The sequence below is a fragment of the Paenibacillus sp. J22FR83 genome, assembly GCF_059691955.1.
This window is the reverse complement of sequence record NZ_JCAUAM010000003.1, coordinates 374,465-391,995: the sequence shown is the minus strand read 5'-3', so window position 1 is coordinate 391,995 and position 17,531 is coordinate 374,465. Positions and strand designations below refer to the sequence as shown.

At 44.6% G+C, this 17,531-nt stretch carries 17 protein-coding genes and 1 pseudogene; all 18 read right to left on the bottom strand.

Annotation, left to right across the window (positions count from 1 at the left end; translation table 11 throughout):
• Positions 1-61 precede the first annotated feature (61 nt).
• A complete protein-coding gene (locus AC58PV_RS07465; protein WP_497431635.1) occupies positions 62-970 on the bottom strand; it encodes a fumarylacetoacetate hydrolase family protein in 909 nt (302 codons plus the stop codon).
• Between the two features lie 46 nt (positions 971-1,016).
• On the bottom strand, positions 1,017-1,790 hold the full coding sequence (locus AC58PV_RS07460; RefSeq protein WP_497431634.1) for an SDR family NAD(P)-dependent oxidoreductase: 774 nt from the start codon (positions 1,788-1,790) through the stop codon (positions 1,017-1,019).
• Between the two features lie 148 nt (positions 1,791-1,938).
• Positions 1,939-2,694: an IclR family transcriptional regulator gene (locus AC58PV_RS07455; protein WP_497431633.1), complete on the bottom strand. Its 756-nt coding sequence runs from the start codon at positions 2,692-2,694 to the stop codon at positions 1,939-1,941.
• Positions 2,695-2,747: 53 nt separating this feature from the next.
• Positions 2,748-3,455, bottom strand: a complete 708-nt coding sequence (locus tag AC58PV_RS07450; protein ID WP_497431632.1) for an MOSC domain-containing protein — start codon at positions 3,453-3,455, stop codon at positions 2,748-2,750.
• A 130-nt stretch (positions 3,456-3,585) separates the two neighbouring features.
• The gene (locus tag AC58PV_RS07445; RefSeq protein WP_497431631.1) at positions 3,586-4,407 is read right to left on the bottom strand and encodes a helix-turn-helix domain-containing protein; all 822 of its coding nucleotides are present in this window, start codon (positions 4,405-4,407) and stop codon (positions 3,586-3,588) included.
• A 93-nt stretch (positions 4,408-4,500) separates the two neighbouring features.
• Positions 4,501-5,220 (bottom strand): phytanoyl-CoA dioxygenase family protein, encoded by a 720-nt coding sequence (locus tag AC58PV_RS07440; protein WP_497431630.1) that lies wholly within the window; start codon positions 5,218-5,220, stop codon positions 4,501-4,503.
• Between the two features lie 229 nt (positions 5,221-5,449).
• Positions 5,450-6,505: a Gfo/Idh/MocA family protein gene (locus AC58PV_RS07435; RefSeq protein WP_497431629.1), complete on the bottom strand. Its 1,056-nt coding sequence runs from the start codon at positions 6,503-6,505 to the stop codon at positions 5,450-5,452.
• A 35-nt stretch (positions 6,506-6,540) separates the two neighbouring features.
• Positions 6,541-7,179: a GntR family transcriptional regulator gene (locus AC58PV_RS07430; RefSeq protein ID WP_497431628.1), complete on the bottom strand. Its 639-nt coding sequence runs from the start codon at positions 7,177-7,179 to the stop codon at positions 6,541-6,543.
• A gap of 66 nt (positions 7,180-7,245) precedes the next feature.
• Positions 7,246-8,277 carry a Gfo/Idh/MocA family protein gene (locus AC58PV_RS07425; protein ID WP_497431627.1) on the bottom strand — a complete coding sequence of 344 codons (1,032 nt, stop codon included), beginning with the start codon at positions 8,275-8,277 and terminating at the stop codon, positions 7,246-7,248.
• Positions 8,278-9,144, bottom strand: a complete 867-nt coding sequence (locus AC58PV_RS07420) for a sugar phosphate isomerase/epimerase family protein (RefSeq protein WP_497431626.1) — start codon at positions 9,142-9,144, stop codon at positions 8,278-8,280.
• 29 nt (positions 9,145-9,173) lie between these two features.
• Positions 9,174-10,004, bottom strand: a complete 831-nt coding sequence (locus AC58PV_RS07415) for a phosphoenolpyruvate hydrolase family protein (protein ID WP_497431625.1) — start codon at positions 10,002-10,004, stop codon at positions 9,174-9,176.
• Positions 10,001-11,204 (bottom strand): annotated as a pseudogene (locus AC58PV_RS07410) (Tm-1-like ATP-binding domain-containing protein). Before AC58PV_RS07410 ends, AC58PV_RS07415 begins: the two are co-directional and overlap by 4 nt.
• A 55-nt stretch (positions 11,205-11,259) precedes the next feature.
• Complete coding sequence (locus tag AC58PV_RS07405; protein WP_497431624.1) at positions 11,260-11,616, bottom strand: cupin domain-containing protein; 357 nt, start codon at positions 11,614-11,616, stop codon at positions 11,260-11,262.
• A 146-nt stretch (positions 11,617-11,762) separates the two neighbouring features.
• Complete coding sequence (locus AC58PV_RS07400) at positions 11,763-13,535, bottom strand: MerR family transcriptional regulator (RefSeq protein WP_497431623.1); 1,773 nt, start codon at positions 13,533-13,535, stop codon at positions 11,763-11,765.
• A 160-nt stretch (positions 13,536-13,695) separates the two neighbouring features.
• Positions 13,696-14,643, bottom strand: a complete 948-nt coding sequence (locus AC58PV_RS07395) for a polysaccharide lyase 6 family protein (RefSeq protein ID WP_497431817.1) — start codon at positions 14,641-14,643, stop codon at positions 13,696-13,698.
• Positions 14,529-14,993, bottom strand: coding sequence for a discoidin domain-containing protein (locus tag AC58PV_RS07390; protein ID WP_497431622.1), 465 nt, complete (start codon positions 14,991-14,993; stop codon positions 14,529-14,531). Before AC58PV_RS07390 ends, AC58PV_RS07395 begins: the two co-directional genes overlap by 115 nt.
• Before the next feature lie 180 nt (positions 14,994-15,173).
• The gene (locus AC58PV_RS07385; RefSeq protein WP_497431621.1) at positions 15,174-16,181 is read right to left on the bottom strand and encodes a glycoside hydrolase family protein; all 1,008 of its coding nucleotides are present in this window, start codon (positions 16,179-16,181) and stop codon (positions 15,174-15,176) included.
• A 223-nt stretch (positions 16,182-16,404) separates the two neighbouring features.
• Positions 16,405-16,653, bottom strand: a complete 249-nt coding sequence (locus tag AC58PV_RS07380; RefSeq protein WP_497431620.1) for a hypothetical protein — start codon at positions 16,651-16,653, stop codon at positions 16,405-16,407.
• Between the last annotated feature and the right edge of the window lie 878 nt (positions 16,654-17,531).

Here is a 17,531-nt window from a genome sequence, read left to right as displayed (position 1 = left end):
GGTTGTCTCTTGCTCTCACTAAGCGGTATGCTTTTATTATACAAGCGATCACCGAAATCAGCTATACTTGCTCATCCACCATACGATTCGTCAACGCGCCTAATTTCTCGATCGCAATCGTCACCACGTCGCCATCCTTCAGATACACACGTTGATCTACAGGTTTACCGAGCACGACACCTTCCGGCGTTCCTGTCAAAATAATATCTCCAGGCGACAACGTCATATGCTGGGAAATATAGCTGACGATTTCATCGCAGTGGAAAATCATATCCGATGTATGAGAAGACTGTCTCGTTTCACCGTTCACTGTGCAACTGATTGTTAACTGATTCGGGTCCCCAACTTCATCGGCAGTTACCAAATAAGGACCTAGTGGACTAAACTTATCACAGGATTTCCCCAGCAGCCATTGTTGTGTACGCATTTGCAGATCACGTGCGGATAAATCGTTCACATTGCAATACCCAAACACATGGCTTAAAGCTTGCTCCTTGGATACATATTTCGCCTGTTTTCCAATGACAATAACAAGCTCTGCTTCATAATCAACTTGACTCGTGACACGATTCGGAAGAGGAATATCATCACCGTGCGAAGCAATCGTATTGCTAAATTTATTGAACAATATTGGATACTGCGGGATTGGTGCATTCGTTTCTTCAGCATGCTTGCGATAGTTCAAGCCAACGCAGATGATTTTTCCTGGATTGGTGACGCAAGGACCATAGTTTACTTGGGATTCATCCAAAAGATACGGATTTTCCGTTGATGCCCCTTCAAGAACCCTTGCAGTATAACGCTCGATTGCAGGAATGAATGTCTCTGAATTCGCGATTACGGACATGATATCGGTTGGAATCCCTTCCTCAGGGAACGCTTTCAATGCCTCTGTCATATCGAATACGTTATTCTCCAACTTCACTCCAAGATGTATGCTTTCTGGATGGTTAATAGTGACTAGTTTCAAAATGAACATCCTCTCTTATCAATACTTAGGAAAATTATTTCTTTATTTATGCATTTTTACCGAACACAGCGCCACCATCAATATACAAAGGTGAGCCCATCATGAATTTGGATTCGTCTGATGCAAGGAATAAAGCAGCTTGCGCTACATCCTCTGGCGTTCCGAGTTCATTGCTAAGTTGTCTACTTTTCAGAGCAGCAATAGCAGCCTCAGGATCATCATAAGAGGTTTTCAAATAATTCTCAACAAAAGGTGTCAAAATCGTACCCGGCAACAGCGCATTCACCCGAATTTGGTATGGGGCATAATCGACCTGCATCGATTTCGTCAATGCGAGCACTGCACCTTTGGTAGCTGCATAGGAGGCACGTCTAGCTAACCCAATCTCAGCTATGCAGGAGGACATGTTGATAATGGAACCGCTGCGCTTCTCCATCATGTGCGGAATAACGTATTTGGACGGCAAGAAAACGCCGCGAATATTAACACGAATAACACGATCCCATTGGTCTGGCTCAAGCTCATGCAAGGCACCAACACCGCTAATCCCCGCATTATTAAAAAGCACATCAATTCGTCCACATGCTTCAATAGCACGGTCGACCATCGTTTTTACGGAATCCGGATCCGTCACATCGGCTTGCAAGAAGAGTGCTTCTCCACCATTAGCTCGAATTTCGGAAGCCGTTTCTTCACCTTTGGCCACATCCAAATCATTGACGATCACATATGCGCCTTCTTGACCAAAAAGTAACGCTGTGCTTCGCCCAATGCCTGATCCAGCGCCTGTAATTAGGATCACTTTATGTTGTAATCTCATTTGGTTCCACCTCGTAGTTTATTATAATAAACTTAGTTTATAAATTAAGATAAACTAAGTCTATCATCCGCTTTCATTTGCGTCAATGCCAAATAAACCAGATACCCCCCGATGTCGGATGTTAACTGGTTTACCTCGATTTCAGTGATTATAGTGGCATTGCTGTAGATAACCCTTGTGCAAGAGTTTGAATCTCTTCCCTCGCTAGAGCTTGTTTATGCGCCCATTGATGTACCGGCATTGAGCAACTTACAGCCGCAACCCATGTACCGTTACGATCAATAATCGGCATAGCCAAGCAGCAGAAGCCGAGCACGATTTCTTCTTGATCCACTGCGTAGCCCTGTCTTCTTACCAAGCGCAGCTGTTCCAGCAGCTCTTCACCACTCCGTACGGTATTCGGCGTGAACGCTTGATAACTGCCCTCTTCGTATAGGGCAAGCACCTGTGAATCCTCCAGTGCTGACAATAATACTTTACCCATAGCCGTCGCGTAAGCAAGCAAACGCATACCAGGTTCAGAGATAAGACGAACTTGTGCTGGCGCCTCTTTTTTGGCCAAATACACAAGCTCTCCCTTCTCTAATTTTGCCAACTGAAAAGTTTCACCGAGCCGCTCCACGGAACGCGCAACTTTCTCTTCAAATAACTTCACCAGCGACATGCCAGTGAAATAAGCGTTGCCAATAACACCGAAGAAGGAGCCGAGCACATAGGTATCTCCTTTTTCTTTGACAACCCAATTTAACGTCTCCATCGTATGTAAAAGCGAAAACATTGTGCTCTTATTAATCCCCGTTGCACTGCTCAAGTCCATTAACCTAAGAACAGAAGGCTGTTCCGCAATAAGCTGGAGAACATCCTGTGCTCTTTCCAGTGCGGGGACCCAATATTTTCTTTCCATGTGCATACCTCACTTAACCATGACTGTCTATAGCCGTTGAAACGGATGCAGAATCACAGTAACGTTACCGAATCACCCAGTCGAATTTGACCTGTCTTCACAACAGAAGCATAGACGCCAAACTGCAAGTCAAAGCTTTTGTTTACTTTTTTGAGTAGGGAAGGATCCTTCTCCAGTGTTTCGGGGTCAATCGTTATCATGACACATCGTTGACAGAAGCTATCTACCTGCAATTGTACTTCGCCTATGGCAATCTGTCGACCTATCCAATCCCCTTCGGTGCAAGCATCATCTTCTAACGAGACTACGAAATTGCCACGGAATCGACGCTGATCCAAATTTTGGCCATGCATACTCTCCAGTTTTCTTAAGCTAGAATCCGAGACAAGAAGAATACTTGCGCCATCAACAGAAAGCAGATGCGGGTGCTCGGGATGTTGTTCTTTTACGCGGGACATGGTGAGAGGCGTCTTCGTTTGGCGCTGTATCTCCTCCAATAGTGCGTCGTCCCAGCTGAATTCTCGCCCATCGCCTGCTGTTATTTGGATATCTCCGTCGTGATACTTTGCTTGATAGGTTAACATATTAGGGATATTACGTGCCGTCACATACCGCGACCAGCCCGATTTGGATTTATCATAGAAGGACACAAACCGATCCCCTATCATCCCATACTCTTCAATCTCGCACGATGTCAATTGCTCACCTGCGAATGACTTAACGGGATATCGATTGATTTCACTTATTTTACCAATGGTCATTTGCCGGATCGTTCCTCCATCAATCTTTTATTCCGTACACGCAACCATTTTACCATTTCATACTCATCAGAGCTAGGACATGCCAGTCACTCACATAATTTGAGCTTGGATCATGTTTAATTGAAAAGTGTCATCTCACTTCCCGTGGTGTTTGACCGAACTTCCGCTTAAATGCACGTTCAAAATGGCTTAGTGTATGAAAACCTGAAGTAAAGCAGATTTCCGTAATCGACAGAGTTGAAGCACTTAACAAGGATCGTGCATAATCCAATCGCAGCTCCAATATGTAGCCTTGATACGTAATACCGGTTTCTTTGCGGAATTGCTCACTGAAATAATTCGGCGACAGATTCACCCTCGCGGCAACTTCATGGAGCGTGAGTTTCTCACGGAAATGATGTTGAATAAAGACCAATGCACGTCGAATCGTCTCATTCGTTATAGATTGCGGCCCATCTTTGGTCATCTTTCCTTCACTTTTACGAAAAAGATCAAGCAATAATCGGTTAAGTGTACTTCGAACACCCACCCGACGCCCTTCCTGATTGGAGCTATATTCCATCCACAACCTGTTGAAATCGGCTTCAATGGCTGCAAAATCCGACTCATGGAGAGCCACCATGGAATGACTCAAATCTTGAAATAACAGTGAGGCCAGCTCTGGATCAAGCATATCCTCTTTGAAAATGACATTAAATTTTCGTAAAACATTCCCTTCATCCGGCTTTACTTCGTGAAAGTCTGCTGGGGTGAGCAGCATAAAAACCCCTTGGGCAAGGGGTTGTACGGTGCCGTTCAAATTATGTGAGCCAGTGCCGGATATCACATAGCTCAGCTCATAGAAGTCATGCCAGTGCATCGGCACACTTTCTTTCAGTTCGTGAATCGCCATGTGAAAGGAAGGCAAACTCATGACAAAATCATGAATAATAAGTCGTGTAGGTTCCATCATCTTGGCATTTAATCCTCCAACCTCTGTAGTCAGGCTTCTATCCCATCATAACTTGCAGCCGCAATGGATTCAAATGTTAGTATCGAGTAACTTTTACACATTTTGATAGACGTTGCCAGCCAAATCTTTTCCGCGAGCAAGCCAAATCTCCCTTTGGTCCAACACTTTCGTATCCGCAGAGAAATAGCGCATCGTATACCCACAACGACGGAACGGGCTCGTATTCGCTGTCGCACCGTGAATAATCCGGGAATCATGCAGCGAACACTCGCCGCGTTCTAATTCAAAGTACACTGCTTTGGAATCATCTACGCCTTTAATTTGTGTATCAAATGTATTCGTTGCCCCGTCAATTTTCTCGTAATCGGAGAAACCTCCCGCGTGTGTACCAGGAATAACCCGCATACAACCATTCTCCTTGCTGCTGCGGTCAATAGCTAGCCATACCGTCACAATATTCTCAAAAGAGCTTGCCCGCCCCTTCCAGTACGCAGAATCTTCGTGCCAAGGCGTTGCACGACCAACGTAGGGATCTTTACAAATAAAGTGACTTGACCACAGCGCAATGTTCGGCCCGATCATGGGTTCAACGACATCCAGCACTTCGTCGCTGAGCAGGAACTCTAGTAAGCGTGGATCACGAATATGCGGCCGATCCAGCTCATCTGATAATTTACTTCCTTTTTCACGTAAATGATCCTCGAAAATGGATTCAATTCGATTCAACTTATCTTCGGAAAAGAGTTGTTGCTTATACAAATAATACCCTTGCTCCTGATACTCTGCTGCGCCTGATTGCGATATTTTTAACATATTATTCACTCCTATGGCTGAATTTGTTCTACATGCTTATCATATCTCATAGGAGGAAAACGCTCTCACCTTATTCACAGGTATAGTAAGACTATCTTCAGGTGAAGCAATTAACTGGAAAACCTCCCGTTATTTTATCGATATCAGCTTGATTTAGTGAAATAACTGCTGATGGAAAAAGAGGGTGTCCCAGAAGCCATAAAATTGGCAAGGGGCACCCTCCAGTCAATCACTTCTTCAAATAAGACTGCATAAACGCCTGAACATCGATGACTTGATTCGTCAAGCCGCTCTCAATCGCCGCGTATTGCAAGGCTGTACATTGGAAATTGTCCTCGAGGTTGTTAGGCGGCGCCTCTCCGCCCTGTACCCAGTGGACAAACTGCTCGATGAGCCATTGGTGTGTCCAGTACTTCTGTTCGAGCAGCGGGATTTCTGCTGATTTCACGTGCGGGAACCCGAGGTCGCTTTTCACTGTAATTTTGCGATGATCCAGTTCCAATGTGGCCAACTCGCACTCAGCGCGGAAATAATCATTCATCCACCCATTCAGCTGCGTTGCATTCGACTTCGAGCCCTCGAAGAAAGCGCGTACACCATTTTCCATTTCAATGTTAATGAGAGCGGTGCTGTGTTCCTTGAATTGCGCCCAAGGTGGATTCCATGACTGCGTATATACGGTCTTCGCGTTAGCACCTGCCAATGAACGGATAATGTCAAAATGATGAACCGCTGATGATATCAGAAAATGATGATGCGCATACTCCCTTGGATTAGAAACCGCTGCGCGGTTGTTGCATGTGAATCGACCAACCAAATAATGCAGATCTCCGTATTGTTTGGACTGGATGAGTTGTTTCAACGTCGTTTTATCTTGATCAAAACGATGCGAGCTCGTTATTGCCATTTTCTTGCCGGCTTGCTTCACCTTCTGATAAATACGGGAGCTGCCTTCCATGGAATCTGAAATTGGTTTCTCCATCAGAATGTGCTTATCATATTGGAGTGCGATATCCACGGCATACTCATGCAAATGTGCAGGCAGCACGATAGCGACAAAATCGCATGGATTCTCTTGAAGTGCCTTATGTATGTCCGTGTAACACTTCGAAGGAGCTAGGTTCAAATGCGTAATCGCATTCTCATGCGCTGCTGGATTGACATCCACAACGGCGACAAGCTCCGCGATTCCGTCCGGACCTACGAGATCAGGCAAAAACTTTTTACACCAATACGTTCCAAAGCCACCCGTTCCAAGCAATATAAATGAAGGTTTATTGGCCACTTAGAAAATCTCCTATTCTCATATGAAAAGAAGTATTATGATTCGGTTGTATCCTCCAAATGATGAATGACTTCTTCCATAACATGTTGGATATGTTCTTGCATAAATTGACCTGCCGCTTCTGGATCACGATTCATAATTGCTTTGAGAATAAGCTCTCTATCGAATTGCGCTTTCTTGACGACTTTCTCACTGCTGTTAGCCATATGGCGGATGATTTTAATTTGAGTACTCATAGAATTCAACATCTGGTTAAGCATTTGATTTCCCGAGAACACAGCAATGAGATTATGGAAATCCGTATCATACTTCGCATAGGACGCCAAATCCCCCTCTTCCTCCGCTTTCGCTGTCAGATGAACGAGTTCGGCAATGGCATCTGCCTCTTCGGCAGTCATATGAGCAACAGCTAATCGAATCGCCATAACCTCGAGTGTTTGCCGCACCGCATACAGATCCGTAACTTCCTTGGTACTAAACTTGCGAACGAAATTCCCCCGATACGGAATCTCCATCACGATGCCTTCTTGGGCTAGGCGATTAATAGCCTCTCGCAATGGAGTCCTGCTTACACCTAAACTCTCCGAAATTTCCTTTTCATCCAGCTGTTTGCCAGGCTCAAGTTCACCTTGAATAATGGCTTGAAGCAGATGATTATATACTTCTTGTTTCATAGGTTGTTTCGTTAATTTATTGGATAGCATAATAATGATTCACGACCTTTTCCGAGTGAGCTTTTCTCATATTATAATCGTTTTGCCCTCGGATACCAATGCACCTTCATAAACCTTCATAAGATCTAAAGCAAACTCCAGTGACCCTCTCTCTCTTTGCTGCCCAAGAAGCGCACTGTCGCAGAAATATCTCATTTCCCCATACATCCCTTGTGTAAAAATCGCCTTGTTCTCTAGCGTAGCTAAGCAGTTCTGCGGTTCCCATACAATGGCACCTGAATCCATGCCAGATGGTACATAATTGTGGGTTCGATCATAAGTATGCGGTATGCCCCTCTCGAGCTTCACGCGCAACGAATTCTCGATTTCAAGATGCCATGAATCCCCGAAGAAACGATACGATTCCAGCGGCTGCGGACCTGAGGCAAGATGGAAGTTCCCAATGGCACCACTTGCAAAATCCAACATACACACGCCTCGTCCCATAGCGTTGCGGCGAACGGTCACTGCTTCCACTCTGCCGCCTACGGTCATCATCAGCGATAAGGGATGCACCCCATTGGCCAGCCAGTTCGTTGCACTTCTTGTATCCAGAACTTCTTGCCCCTTGTCAGGCATACTCATCGGATACACCGCAAGCATCGTATGTAGAGCGCCATACTCCGCTGACTGCACAATCTCAATCGCCTTGTCTGTCGACGGCATGAAGGCTTTCTTAAAGCCTACCGTGGCAATGCGATCTTTGCGATAGGCAATCATTTCTTCCACTTCGTAAGCTCTCATCGCTACTGGCTTCTCCATCCAGACATGCAGTCCTGCTTCGAAAGCTTCAATCGCAAGCTTTGGATGCGCTTTGGGGGACACGCACAGGAACACGGCGTCCAGCTTCTCTTTCTCATACATATCCGCTGTGCTTGTGTATGACCGACAGCCGAACTGAGCGGCAGTCCGACGACCTAAATCTGCATCCAGGTCACAGACAGCGACAAGACGAACCGGCAAATGATGCAGGGTAGGCAATATATTCCGGTAACTATGATTCCCTACACCTACAACAGCAACTTGCAATACCTGCTCAAACTCTCTCTGATAGCTCATTTAATCACCGCCATGAATGATGTTGGTCATAAAAGCAAGATCCCTTTGATACACATCATCGTAGTTATAGCCAGGTTTTGTCGTCCCATGCGAAGGATTGATACAAATAACGGGGCTTCTCCCATCTGCTATGACCTGCAAGGTCATTTCGGCAACTGGCCAGGATGCATCGGCTAAACTAGACTTCCAAAGGAGCTTGTCGCTCCCTTCATACTTTTGCCCACCTTTGACATGGTAAAAGCCAATAAGCGGAGCCAACTCTCGATATACAGATAGCGACGGATACGTACCCATTTGCCACAAATTTTGCACATCATACGTGAAATACACCCGATCTTCACGATTAATAACGTGGAAAAAATCAATGATTTCCTTTGGCGTTGCGAATAGATTACTGTTGCATTCGTTTTCAATGGTGACTTCAAAGCCAGCTTCAGCCAGACGATCAATCGCTTCCTGATACATGGGGATTAGCCAAGCATGCGCTTTAAGGATATACGATGTACTATCGGCAATCTCATTCCTATGCTTCGTTTTGGCTGAGAGAAGTCGTATGACGGTTGGCTTCAGAATACGAGCGAGGGCAAGAAGATGAACTATTTTATCCAAATAATGGTTTCGAAAAAATGTTTCACCCTGCTCCACTTCACCGTGGAACAATTCCGTTGAGAAGCAATACACAGACAAATCTCTCTCCGCAATCGCAGCCGCTGCTTGTTCTGCTTCGTCGAGCGTCAAATCGAGAAGCGACTTGCCATAAATGCCTTGTTTAAGATCAAGTACTGAAATCCCCCAGCTTACATGTTTATCCAGCGCCGTAATGAAGTCCGCATCAACCATATTATTCAACATTGTTACTTGTACCAAGGGGTTGACCTCCCTGCTAGTGTCTAGTGTTAATCAATGCTTAATTCTTTAAACTGCCGCACTTGATTCGAAATCGCGACTTCCGTAGGCAAACGTTCCACGCTAGAAGCTCCGAAGAAACCGTATACGCCTTTCGTACGACTAAGCACATACGCAGCATCTTCGGGTTCTGAAATTCGCCCGCCATGGCAAATGACGATAATATCAGGATTAATGGACTTTCCTGCATCGTGTATGCGCTGTACCAACTCAACTGATTCATCGAGCGACATTGCGGTTTGTGCGCCAATCATGCCTTTGGTTGTAAGACCGACATGTGCGACGAGCAGATCGGCCCCTGCTTCGGCCATTGCGATGGCATCCTCCTCACTAAACACGTAAGGGGATGTGAAGAGGTCTAATTCGTGGGCTTTACGAATCATCTCGACTTCTAGGGCATAGCCCATGCCTGTTTCTTCTAGATTTTGACGGAAGACGCCATCAATTAATCCGACTGTCGGGAAGTTTTGAACACCAGCAAACCCTTGACGCTTCAAATCTCCTAAGAAGATATCCATGGAACGAAATGGATCCGTACCGCACACCCCAGCAAGTACAGGTGTATCCTTGACAATCGTCAGCACTTCGCGTCCCATCTCAACAACAATCTGGTTCGCGTCTCCGTATGGCATTAATCCAGCCAAGGACCCTCTTCCCGCCATCCGATACTTACCTGAATTATAAATAATAATGAGGTCAACCCCGCCATCTTCGGCGCTTTTGGCTGATAAGCCTGTCCCCGCTCCTGCGCCAATGATCGCCTTTCCCTTGGCTATTTGCTGTACTAAACGTGCCTTTATCTCGCTTCTGCTTATCGTCATCCTTGTATGTCACCCCTTATCATTCGAAGAAAATGCTCGGCAATCGTTGCTGCCACGTCTTCATGATTAATATCCTGCTCCACCTCGATAAGAGGGATATCGGTTCTTAGATTTTCTTTAATACTCTTGAGCAATGCTGCTCTCTGTTCTACACCATCAAATGCCTGACCTTCCCTGTCTAAAAGGGATACACCACCCCGTGGAAAAATGAGTAACGTCGGCCCATTGGCTTGATTCAGTTTGGAAGCTACAATCCGTCCAAGTTCTGCATTCTCGATCGTGGTTGTACGCATGAGAGTCGTCGTCGCATTATGTTGGTAAAATAGGCGATCCTGAAATTGAGCTGGCACCGTATCTCGTGGGCCAAAGTTAACCATATCCAGTGCACCTACGGAGACAACCTGCGGGATGCCCGCTCTTGCTCCTGCTTCAAGTCGCTCAGGCCCTGCACTGAAAATACCACCAACCAACTCATCGGCAAGTTCTGTTGTTGTTATATCCACGACGCCTTGAATAAATCCGGCATCAATCAATGCTTCCATGGCAAGTCCCCCAGCACCAGTCGCGTGGAATACGAGCACATCGTACCCTTGCCCTTCTAAAATCTCCCTTACCCGCGTTACACATGGGGTTGTGACACCGAACATCGTCATCCCTATCGTGGTTTTGGGTTGTTCCTGCTCATCAACAACTATGGCTTCAGCAGCTGCTCCAAGTACCATACCACCAAGTGCATACGCTGCGTTGCTTAAAATGGTGCGTGATAGCCGATTCAAACCCGCTATATCAACAACGGAGTACATCATTGTGACATCTTTAACCCCTACATAAGGTCGCGTGTTGCCTGAAGCGACCGTGGAGACAATTAGCTTCGGTGTTCCGATCGGCACTGCTTTCATAGCGGAAGCGGCTATAGTAGTCCCCGCAGTCCCCCCCATACCGAAGATACCATTGACTTTTCCCTCTTGCACAAGACGACTCACCATATGAAAAACACCTTCCACGATCATTCCTGAAGCGCAGCGCTTCAATTGTTGTTCCTGCCGCGACTGCAACTTCTTTGTTCGATATATCTGCCTGCATGTCTGAATCTTCCAAGACACTTACATCAATGAGCAGTGTGCCCAATCCTTGTTTATGTAGTGTCTCTTGTACCAAACGAAACTCTGCACCTTTGGTATCCAAAGCGCCAACGATCACGACAGTTCCCTTCAAGCTTGTCACGAGAATCCCTCCTTGGGATGGTTATCTCAAGCTACTCACCAATCGTTTTGCGGTCAGGTGCAGAGTACACAATGATCATCCTGCAAGGTTCCCAACCCGTTACCGTCGCATTATGCGGGACATTTCTTGGTATGCGCAGCATCATGCCTGGCTCCAAATGATACGTTTCATCGCCAAGCGAATGATCACATTCGCCAGATAGAACGAAAATGAACTCTTCACAATTGGGATGAATATGACGCGGATTTGACGTTCCAGCATCAATATATACCATACCAAATGTCATTTCGCACTCGGGATCAATCTCCTGACCGCAGAGCCATTGAATTTTGCCCCAATCCATCGGTAATACATACTTCTCATCTTTCAAATTCGTAATCGTCGCCATGATGAAATTCCTCTTTTCGATTAGTTTGTGATCTTGAGTAAATTGTATATTGTATATTGTATAATATCAATAGTTATTTTTCAGTTGCGATTAGAAAAAAGAACGCCACGTTAGTTCGTGTAGCGTTCTTACTATGCTCACCTTATTTAAATACCAAGAAATTTGGCAAGTTTATCAAGCAAACGTTGTTGGGAAGACAATTTTATGGCTATATTATCAAATTGATTGTTAAGCACTTCATCATTTGAAACCACAAGTTTGTTAACTGCTTCTTCAATGAGTCCATTTAATTTCTCTGTGTTGATCGCATAATTATTACGCATTTCTTGCTCTAATTCTGTAATGCTTTCCTTATGCTGCTTCCGCATTTCATAGGTCACTGCTTGCATTTCATTGTTGAGATGCTGCTCCAAAATTTCTATAACATTGGGTTGAATCGTTTGAATTTCTTGCTCCATTTTCAAGACATCCGCATGAAGTTGATTCTTTAACTCACTTGCCGTTGTTTGCATTTCACTTCTAAGATTCAGCTCCAGAACTTCCGTCAACTTGGGCTGAACTGTGTGGAGTTCTTGCAGGTCTTGTTCTAACTTTAGGACACTTGCTTGAAGTAGCTGTTGTAACTCACTTGTCGAAGTAAGTAGTTCACCTCGAAGACTTTGTTCCAGAGTTTCAGTCAACTGTGACTGAACTGTATGAAGTTCTTGTTGCTCTTGTTCTAACTTTAGGACACTTGCTTGCAGTTGCTGTTCTAGCTCCCTTGTCGTTGCAAGTAATTCATTCTTGAAATTGTGTTCCAACGCCTCTGTCGAATTCGCCTGGACCGAAGTGAGTTCCTGCAGCTCTTGTTCAAACCTTACGACACTTTCATCAAGTTGCGTTTGTAACGCTGTTGTCGAAGAAAGCAGTTCAACCTTGAGATTCTGCTCCAGAACTTTTGCTAATTTAGGCTGGACCGTTATAAGTTCTTGGATCTCTTGTTCTAACTTCGCAACATTTTCAAGCTGCTCCTCTTGCAGTTCCTTAGTCAGTGCTGCCACTTCAGTTCTGAGTCCGTGCTCCAAAGATTCAATTAGCTTAGGTTGAACAGTATACAGCACATGCTGTATTTCATTCACCTGTTCGGCTACACCCTTGAATTGGTTATTTAGTGTATCAACATTAGCGGCAATTTCGTTGCTAATATCTTGCTCAATCATTTCAGTTAACTTGCAGGTAAAAATCTTAATAATATTGCGGAGCTCCGCAACTTCAACGGCAATTCCTTGGAATTGCTGGTTTACCGATTCAGCCATATTCGTATACTTCTCATCTTGAATAGCATCCTTCGTGACTACAATCACTTTTTCCATGAAGGTAAGCACAATGTTTCGAAGTTCTGCGACTTCATTGGTGAGCTCGTCAAACAGGACGTTGACATAATGATTCGTTGGTGCTACTTGTCTACCACTTGAAAGTGAAGATATACTAACCATTTGACTATCATCTACTTGCTCGTTTAACCGTTTTGGTGTTTTATTTGCTTCTATTTTCTGCGTTAACAGCTGTACCAAGTTCCATAATTCCAAGGTTTCGTCACTTGCAAGCGGGTTAGACTTGGTTACTACAACAGGTACGTTGGATTCTGGCACAATTACCGGCGAAGTAGTCGTGACAAGGTTCTCTTCACTAGTAGTCGTACGTATTCCTTTCTGATTCAACTCCTGCAAATGTTCGTGGATCATCCTGTGTGATTTATTGGCGTCTTTCATTTTTGCAATGACACGAAAGATCTCCACAGCTTCATCTGTATATCGTAAGCTTCCTCCAACAGTGATGGTCGGAAGGAATGAGGTGAATTGTTTGGTCCATTCCACGACTGTTGCTTGTGTTCTTCTAATTATACGTGCGATTTCGTTGACCTTATATGTCCTTTTCATCTGTTATCGATCATATCCTCTCTTCTTATATCCAGTAGGCTTAGGCATCTATAACATGGTATTCAGGGCATTATATAATTGACAATGAATGCATGAAATAGTTCCCATCAGAAAGAGGCTGCCCACAATGGACAGCCTCTCATGCTAATATGGCATTATATTACGGTGCATTTGGCCCAACTTCTGAGGCTACTAGCGGATGCTTAGTGAAGGAAGTGCTCGAAGAGCGCTCATCCGCACCAACGTCATTGGTGGAACGTGCTTCTCCATCCATATCTTCCGTCACATAAGTATAGGTTCCCACAGCTGCGTTAATGGCAGGACTAGTCGAGGACAACTTCTGTAACCCATTGACCGTTGTCAGCAACGGGTTCGTGCTCCATATTTGGGCAGTCGTCCTTGAAGCATTGTTGCTTACCGTGCTGCCGTTACCTATGTTCCCCTCAAATACGGTGTTCGTGGTGCCTACCTCATAGTACAAAGTCCCTGTGGAGTTTTTCACGATATTGTTAGCTACTCTGCTGTCCTGTGGAGCTAATGGCTTACCAGAACCAACAATAATCCCCGTCGTGCTGTTCACAATCGTATTATTCACGACTTGTGCTCGGTAAATTTTCCATTGTGCTTTCAAGTCATCTGCTGAAGGGTTAGCAGGGTAACCACTTGTGCCACCATCATAGTCAGCATTATCCAGAATGATCGCGTTGGCGGTTAGATTTTCCATGTAATTGTTATAAATCTTGTGGTCATTTCCATAAATGCGAATACCCGCTTGTTCGGATTCTACACCATCACCAAGGAAGTAATTCCCGTAGAAGGAGTTGTTATGCCCATGTCTTGAAGTAAGTCCCCCTTTGGATGTTTTGAAAGTATTATAACGAACTGTGTTGTTACTGCTTTTTACAGAAACGATTTCAGGTTCACCATCGCAGTTCTCAAACAAATTGTACTGGATCGTATTGTACCCATTGGACAAGGAAATTCCTGATAAACCTAGACGTATTGTTTCTTTCCCATTTGCCACCCATGGACCCACATCATGAAAATAGTTATATTCAATAACATCATATTGAGAAATATTACCGTTGCCATCGCCTTGATAAGCGATAAGCGGATCCGTGTCACTCTTCGGACCAAAATCATTATGGTCAATTCGATTATGATATCGAAAGTCGAAGTTCTTGTATCCCCGCTAATAAAGGCAATTTTAATGTAGGATACTTTCTTCACTGACCCTAAATCGTATTTAATCCACTGCCCATCTCCACTTGCAGACCACCGCGTTGTCAGGCTTCCATCCACCGTATTGCCAGGTACATTCCCATCATCGCTACTCGCCGTCACCCCAGATGCCGCGATCGTGAATTTCGCATCTGCCGCATAACCTGCAAACGGAATCATGGTAAGCAACAAACTAATGAGTAGCATAACAATACCTACTTTTTTACCTTTCCCCATAACTACATCCTCCCTAGCATAGAATTTTCATTAGAAACAATGAATCCTTACAAGCCTTTGAACTCCTTTCATTCGATTCGAGTGCGTACACTCTCATCCAATTTAATACAATTCACGGAAAATAAGCATCATCACTATCGAGAATGTATATTCAAAATCGAAACTCAAGATAATTATGGCTTAAAAAGAGATCGGAATTACCATATTCCACGTCTGAGAGGCATCATGAAAACCCTTGGTACCATCAGATGTAGCTGCAAAAAGATGCGTTGGTTTGCCCTCTTGAAACAATAGAAAAGGTCGCTCTAAATTCCCCATTGTGCGTGTGACACCATCATCCCAGTTCACATTTCGGGAATAGGCAAGTTCTGGATGAATAAGCCAATTGAGACCATCCGTCGAAGACGCGTGTATACCGCCATACTTTTCACCGCATAAATTTCCGTCCATGTCCTTGGCTATCAACTCATAACCTTCTTCTGTTCGCCAAACAAATGGGTCTTCCAAATGTACGTCAGATGGAAATAGTGGATTTTCACTGATCACTTGATAAGGACCTTCATAATGAGGAGCTCGTGCAACGCCAAACGTCATCTTCCCATGTCCATAACCTTCATATTGTCTTGCTTTATAAATCAATAACACCGAGCCATCTTCCTCTACGCAAGGTGCTGGATTGGACGTTAAGAAGCTATCGAATTTGCCTGGCCTAGTGGATAAAATAGGAACATCCCGTCTCTCCCACGGTCCATTGACGCTATCGGCAATCGCTAATCCAATGCGCTTGTTCGCACGAGCTACAATACATCTTGGATCTTGGAGATCGTATCCATCTCCTGCAATGGGATCAGGAAAGGGATGCGTTGACCCCATATAAAATAATAAATACTTGCCTTTATGCTTAATGATATGCGGATTATGTGTACTGCGACCATCCCAATACTCGGCACCTCGTGCAGGCAGAACTACCTCCTGAAACGAATAGGGACCTTCAGGTCGTTCAGCAACAGCACGAACAATTTCCGACTGGATTAGCCAACCCGGATGCATCGGAAGCGACTTCGGCCACCTCGAAGCAAACATGTGGAATTGACCATCTTCACCTTGAACGACGGATCCGCACCATACCCAGTAGTCATCCATACGGAAGCCTCCGTTCATAGGTGCAGGCATAAATTTGTGAAGCACATCACCACTCTCCTTCTCTTGTTCTAGGTACGTTCGACTTGATGATACTAGCCAAATTCCCCGTTGTCATTGTCCATATTTACACCGCTATGTCTTTTTTTATGGTGATCTGGTTGTAGCACAAAAAACCATCTAGGTCATCCACCTAGACGGTTTTCATTCAGAGGTGTGATCCACAACCCCGCATTCTCCTGTGTGATAGGATCAAGAGCAATAAAACCATTCAACATGTGACCAAGTATGTGGGGTATTGATTATCCTGATGCCACTCCAGCCTCTTCCCCTGCGGATCCACAACAGCGTACATCCCCATCCATAGCTTGACTTCATCGCCAAGAATTCGTTCAAACACGCGAACACTATCCTGATTCGTCAGAAAGCTTGTCGTTTGCGGATAGGCATCGCTTTCTTTGGCGATGTCGATAATCGCATGGCTCTTCCATTGGCCGTTACCTTGTGTATTCGCAAACACCGCATTCTCACTGTTAATCCTTCCCGATAAAACTGTTCAATCATTTCCTCTGTTAATTGAAAGTTCGTAACTTGTGACATCGCAACTGCCTCCACAAGATTCTATAATTGACTTCCCCTTCATCGTACAGAAATTAGGGTAAATTATCTTGCAATGCCAATGGTCAAAACTAGCAAATTTGTTCAGTGGAATAGTGTTGAGGTGATGGATATGTATGGTGTGTGAGCTGCTAGTGGCGGAATTGCAGAATCTGGAAATTTTTGATAGGGATGTGATGGATGACGGGGGGGAAGAGTGAGACTGGAATGATGATGAGACTGGTGGGAGGAACGCGAGACTGATGATAGAAGGTGGGGCAGGTGAAGAAGCTGCTGGGTCGCTGACTGAGAAACACAACAAATTGAACTAAATGGAAAACATACAGTTATTTTAGAGAAATTCCCTTGTTTTTTCAATTTAACTGGAAAACCTGTAGTTAATTTCACCTGATCTGTTCAAAATAGTTGAAATGGATAAAATTAACTGTACTTTTTCCATTTATTCTTCATTAGAGCGGAATATTCTACAAATTAACTACAGAAAATCCATCTATTTTCCATGAGTGCGCTTTCAAAACTCGTTCTCTACTGCTTATTTCATTACTCTCGCGCTACTCCCGTGATTTTCCCGTCTACTCTACTCTACTCTACTCTACTCTACTCTACTCTACTCTACTCTACTCTACTCTACTCTACTCTTGTGCTACTCCTGTTCTAATCCTACATTTCATCTCAAATCCTACTCTACTCCTTCTCAACTCCTATACTATCGCTGCTCCTTTCTTGCACAAACCTGATACTCCCCTATTTCTCCCTCCAGCGCCACGGTGTGACTCTTCG

Excerpts from the sequence above, each read along its gene's own strand:
- AC58PV_RS07460 (WP_497431634.1), bottom strand. The coding sequence starts at position 1,790 with ATGAGATTACAACATAAAGTGATCCTAATTACAGGCGCTGGATCAGGC.
- AC58PV_RS07445 (WP_497431631.1), bottom strand. The coding sequence starts at position 4,407 with ATGATGGAACCTACACGACTTATTATTCATGATTTTGTCATGAGTTTG.
- AC58PV_RS07455 (WP_497431633.1), bottom strand. The coding sequence starts at position 2,694 with ATGGAAAGAAAATATTGGGTCCCCGCACTGGAAAGAGCACAGGATGTT.
- AC58PV_RS07430 (WP_497431628.1), bottom strand. The coding sequence starts at position 7,179 with ATGAAACAAGAAGTATATAATCATCTGCTTCAAGCCATTATTCAAGGT.
- AC58PV_RS07450 (WP_497431632.1), bottom strand. The coding sequence starts at position 3,455 with ATGACCATTGGTAAAATAAGTGAAATCAATCGATATCCCGTTAAGTCA.
- AC58PV_RS07400 (WP_497431623.1), bottom strand. The coding sequence starts at position 13,535 with ATGAAAAGGACATATAAGGTCAACGAAATCGCACGTATAATTAGAAGA.
- AC58PV_RS07425 (WP_497431627.1), bottom strand. The coding sequence starts at position 8,277 with ATGAGCTATCAGAGAGAGTTTGAGCAGGTATTGCAAGTTGCTGTTGTA.
- AC58PV_RS07440 (WP_497431630.1), bottom strand. The coding sequence starts at position 5,220 with ATGTTAAAAATATCGCAATCAGGCGCAGCAGAGTATCAGGAGCAAGGG.
- AC58PV_RS07415 (WP_497431625.1), bottom strand. The coding sequence starts at position 10,004 with ATGACGATAAGCAGAAGCGAGATAAAGGCACGTTTAGTACAGCAAATA.
- AC58PV_RS07405 (WP_497431624.1), bottom strand. The coding sequence starts at position 11,616 with ATGGCGACGATTACGAATTTGAAAGATGAGAAGTATGTATTACCGATG.
- AC58PV_RS07390 (WP_497431622.1), bottom strand. The coding sequence starts at position 14,993 with ATGGGGAAAGGTAAAAAAGTAGGTATTGTTATGCTACTCATTAGTTTG.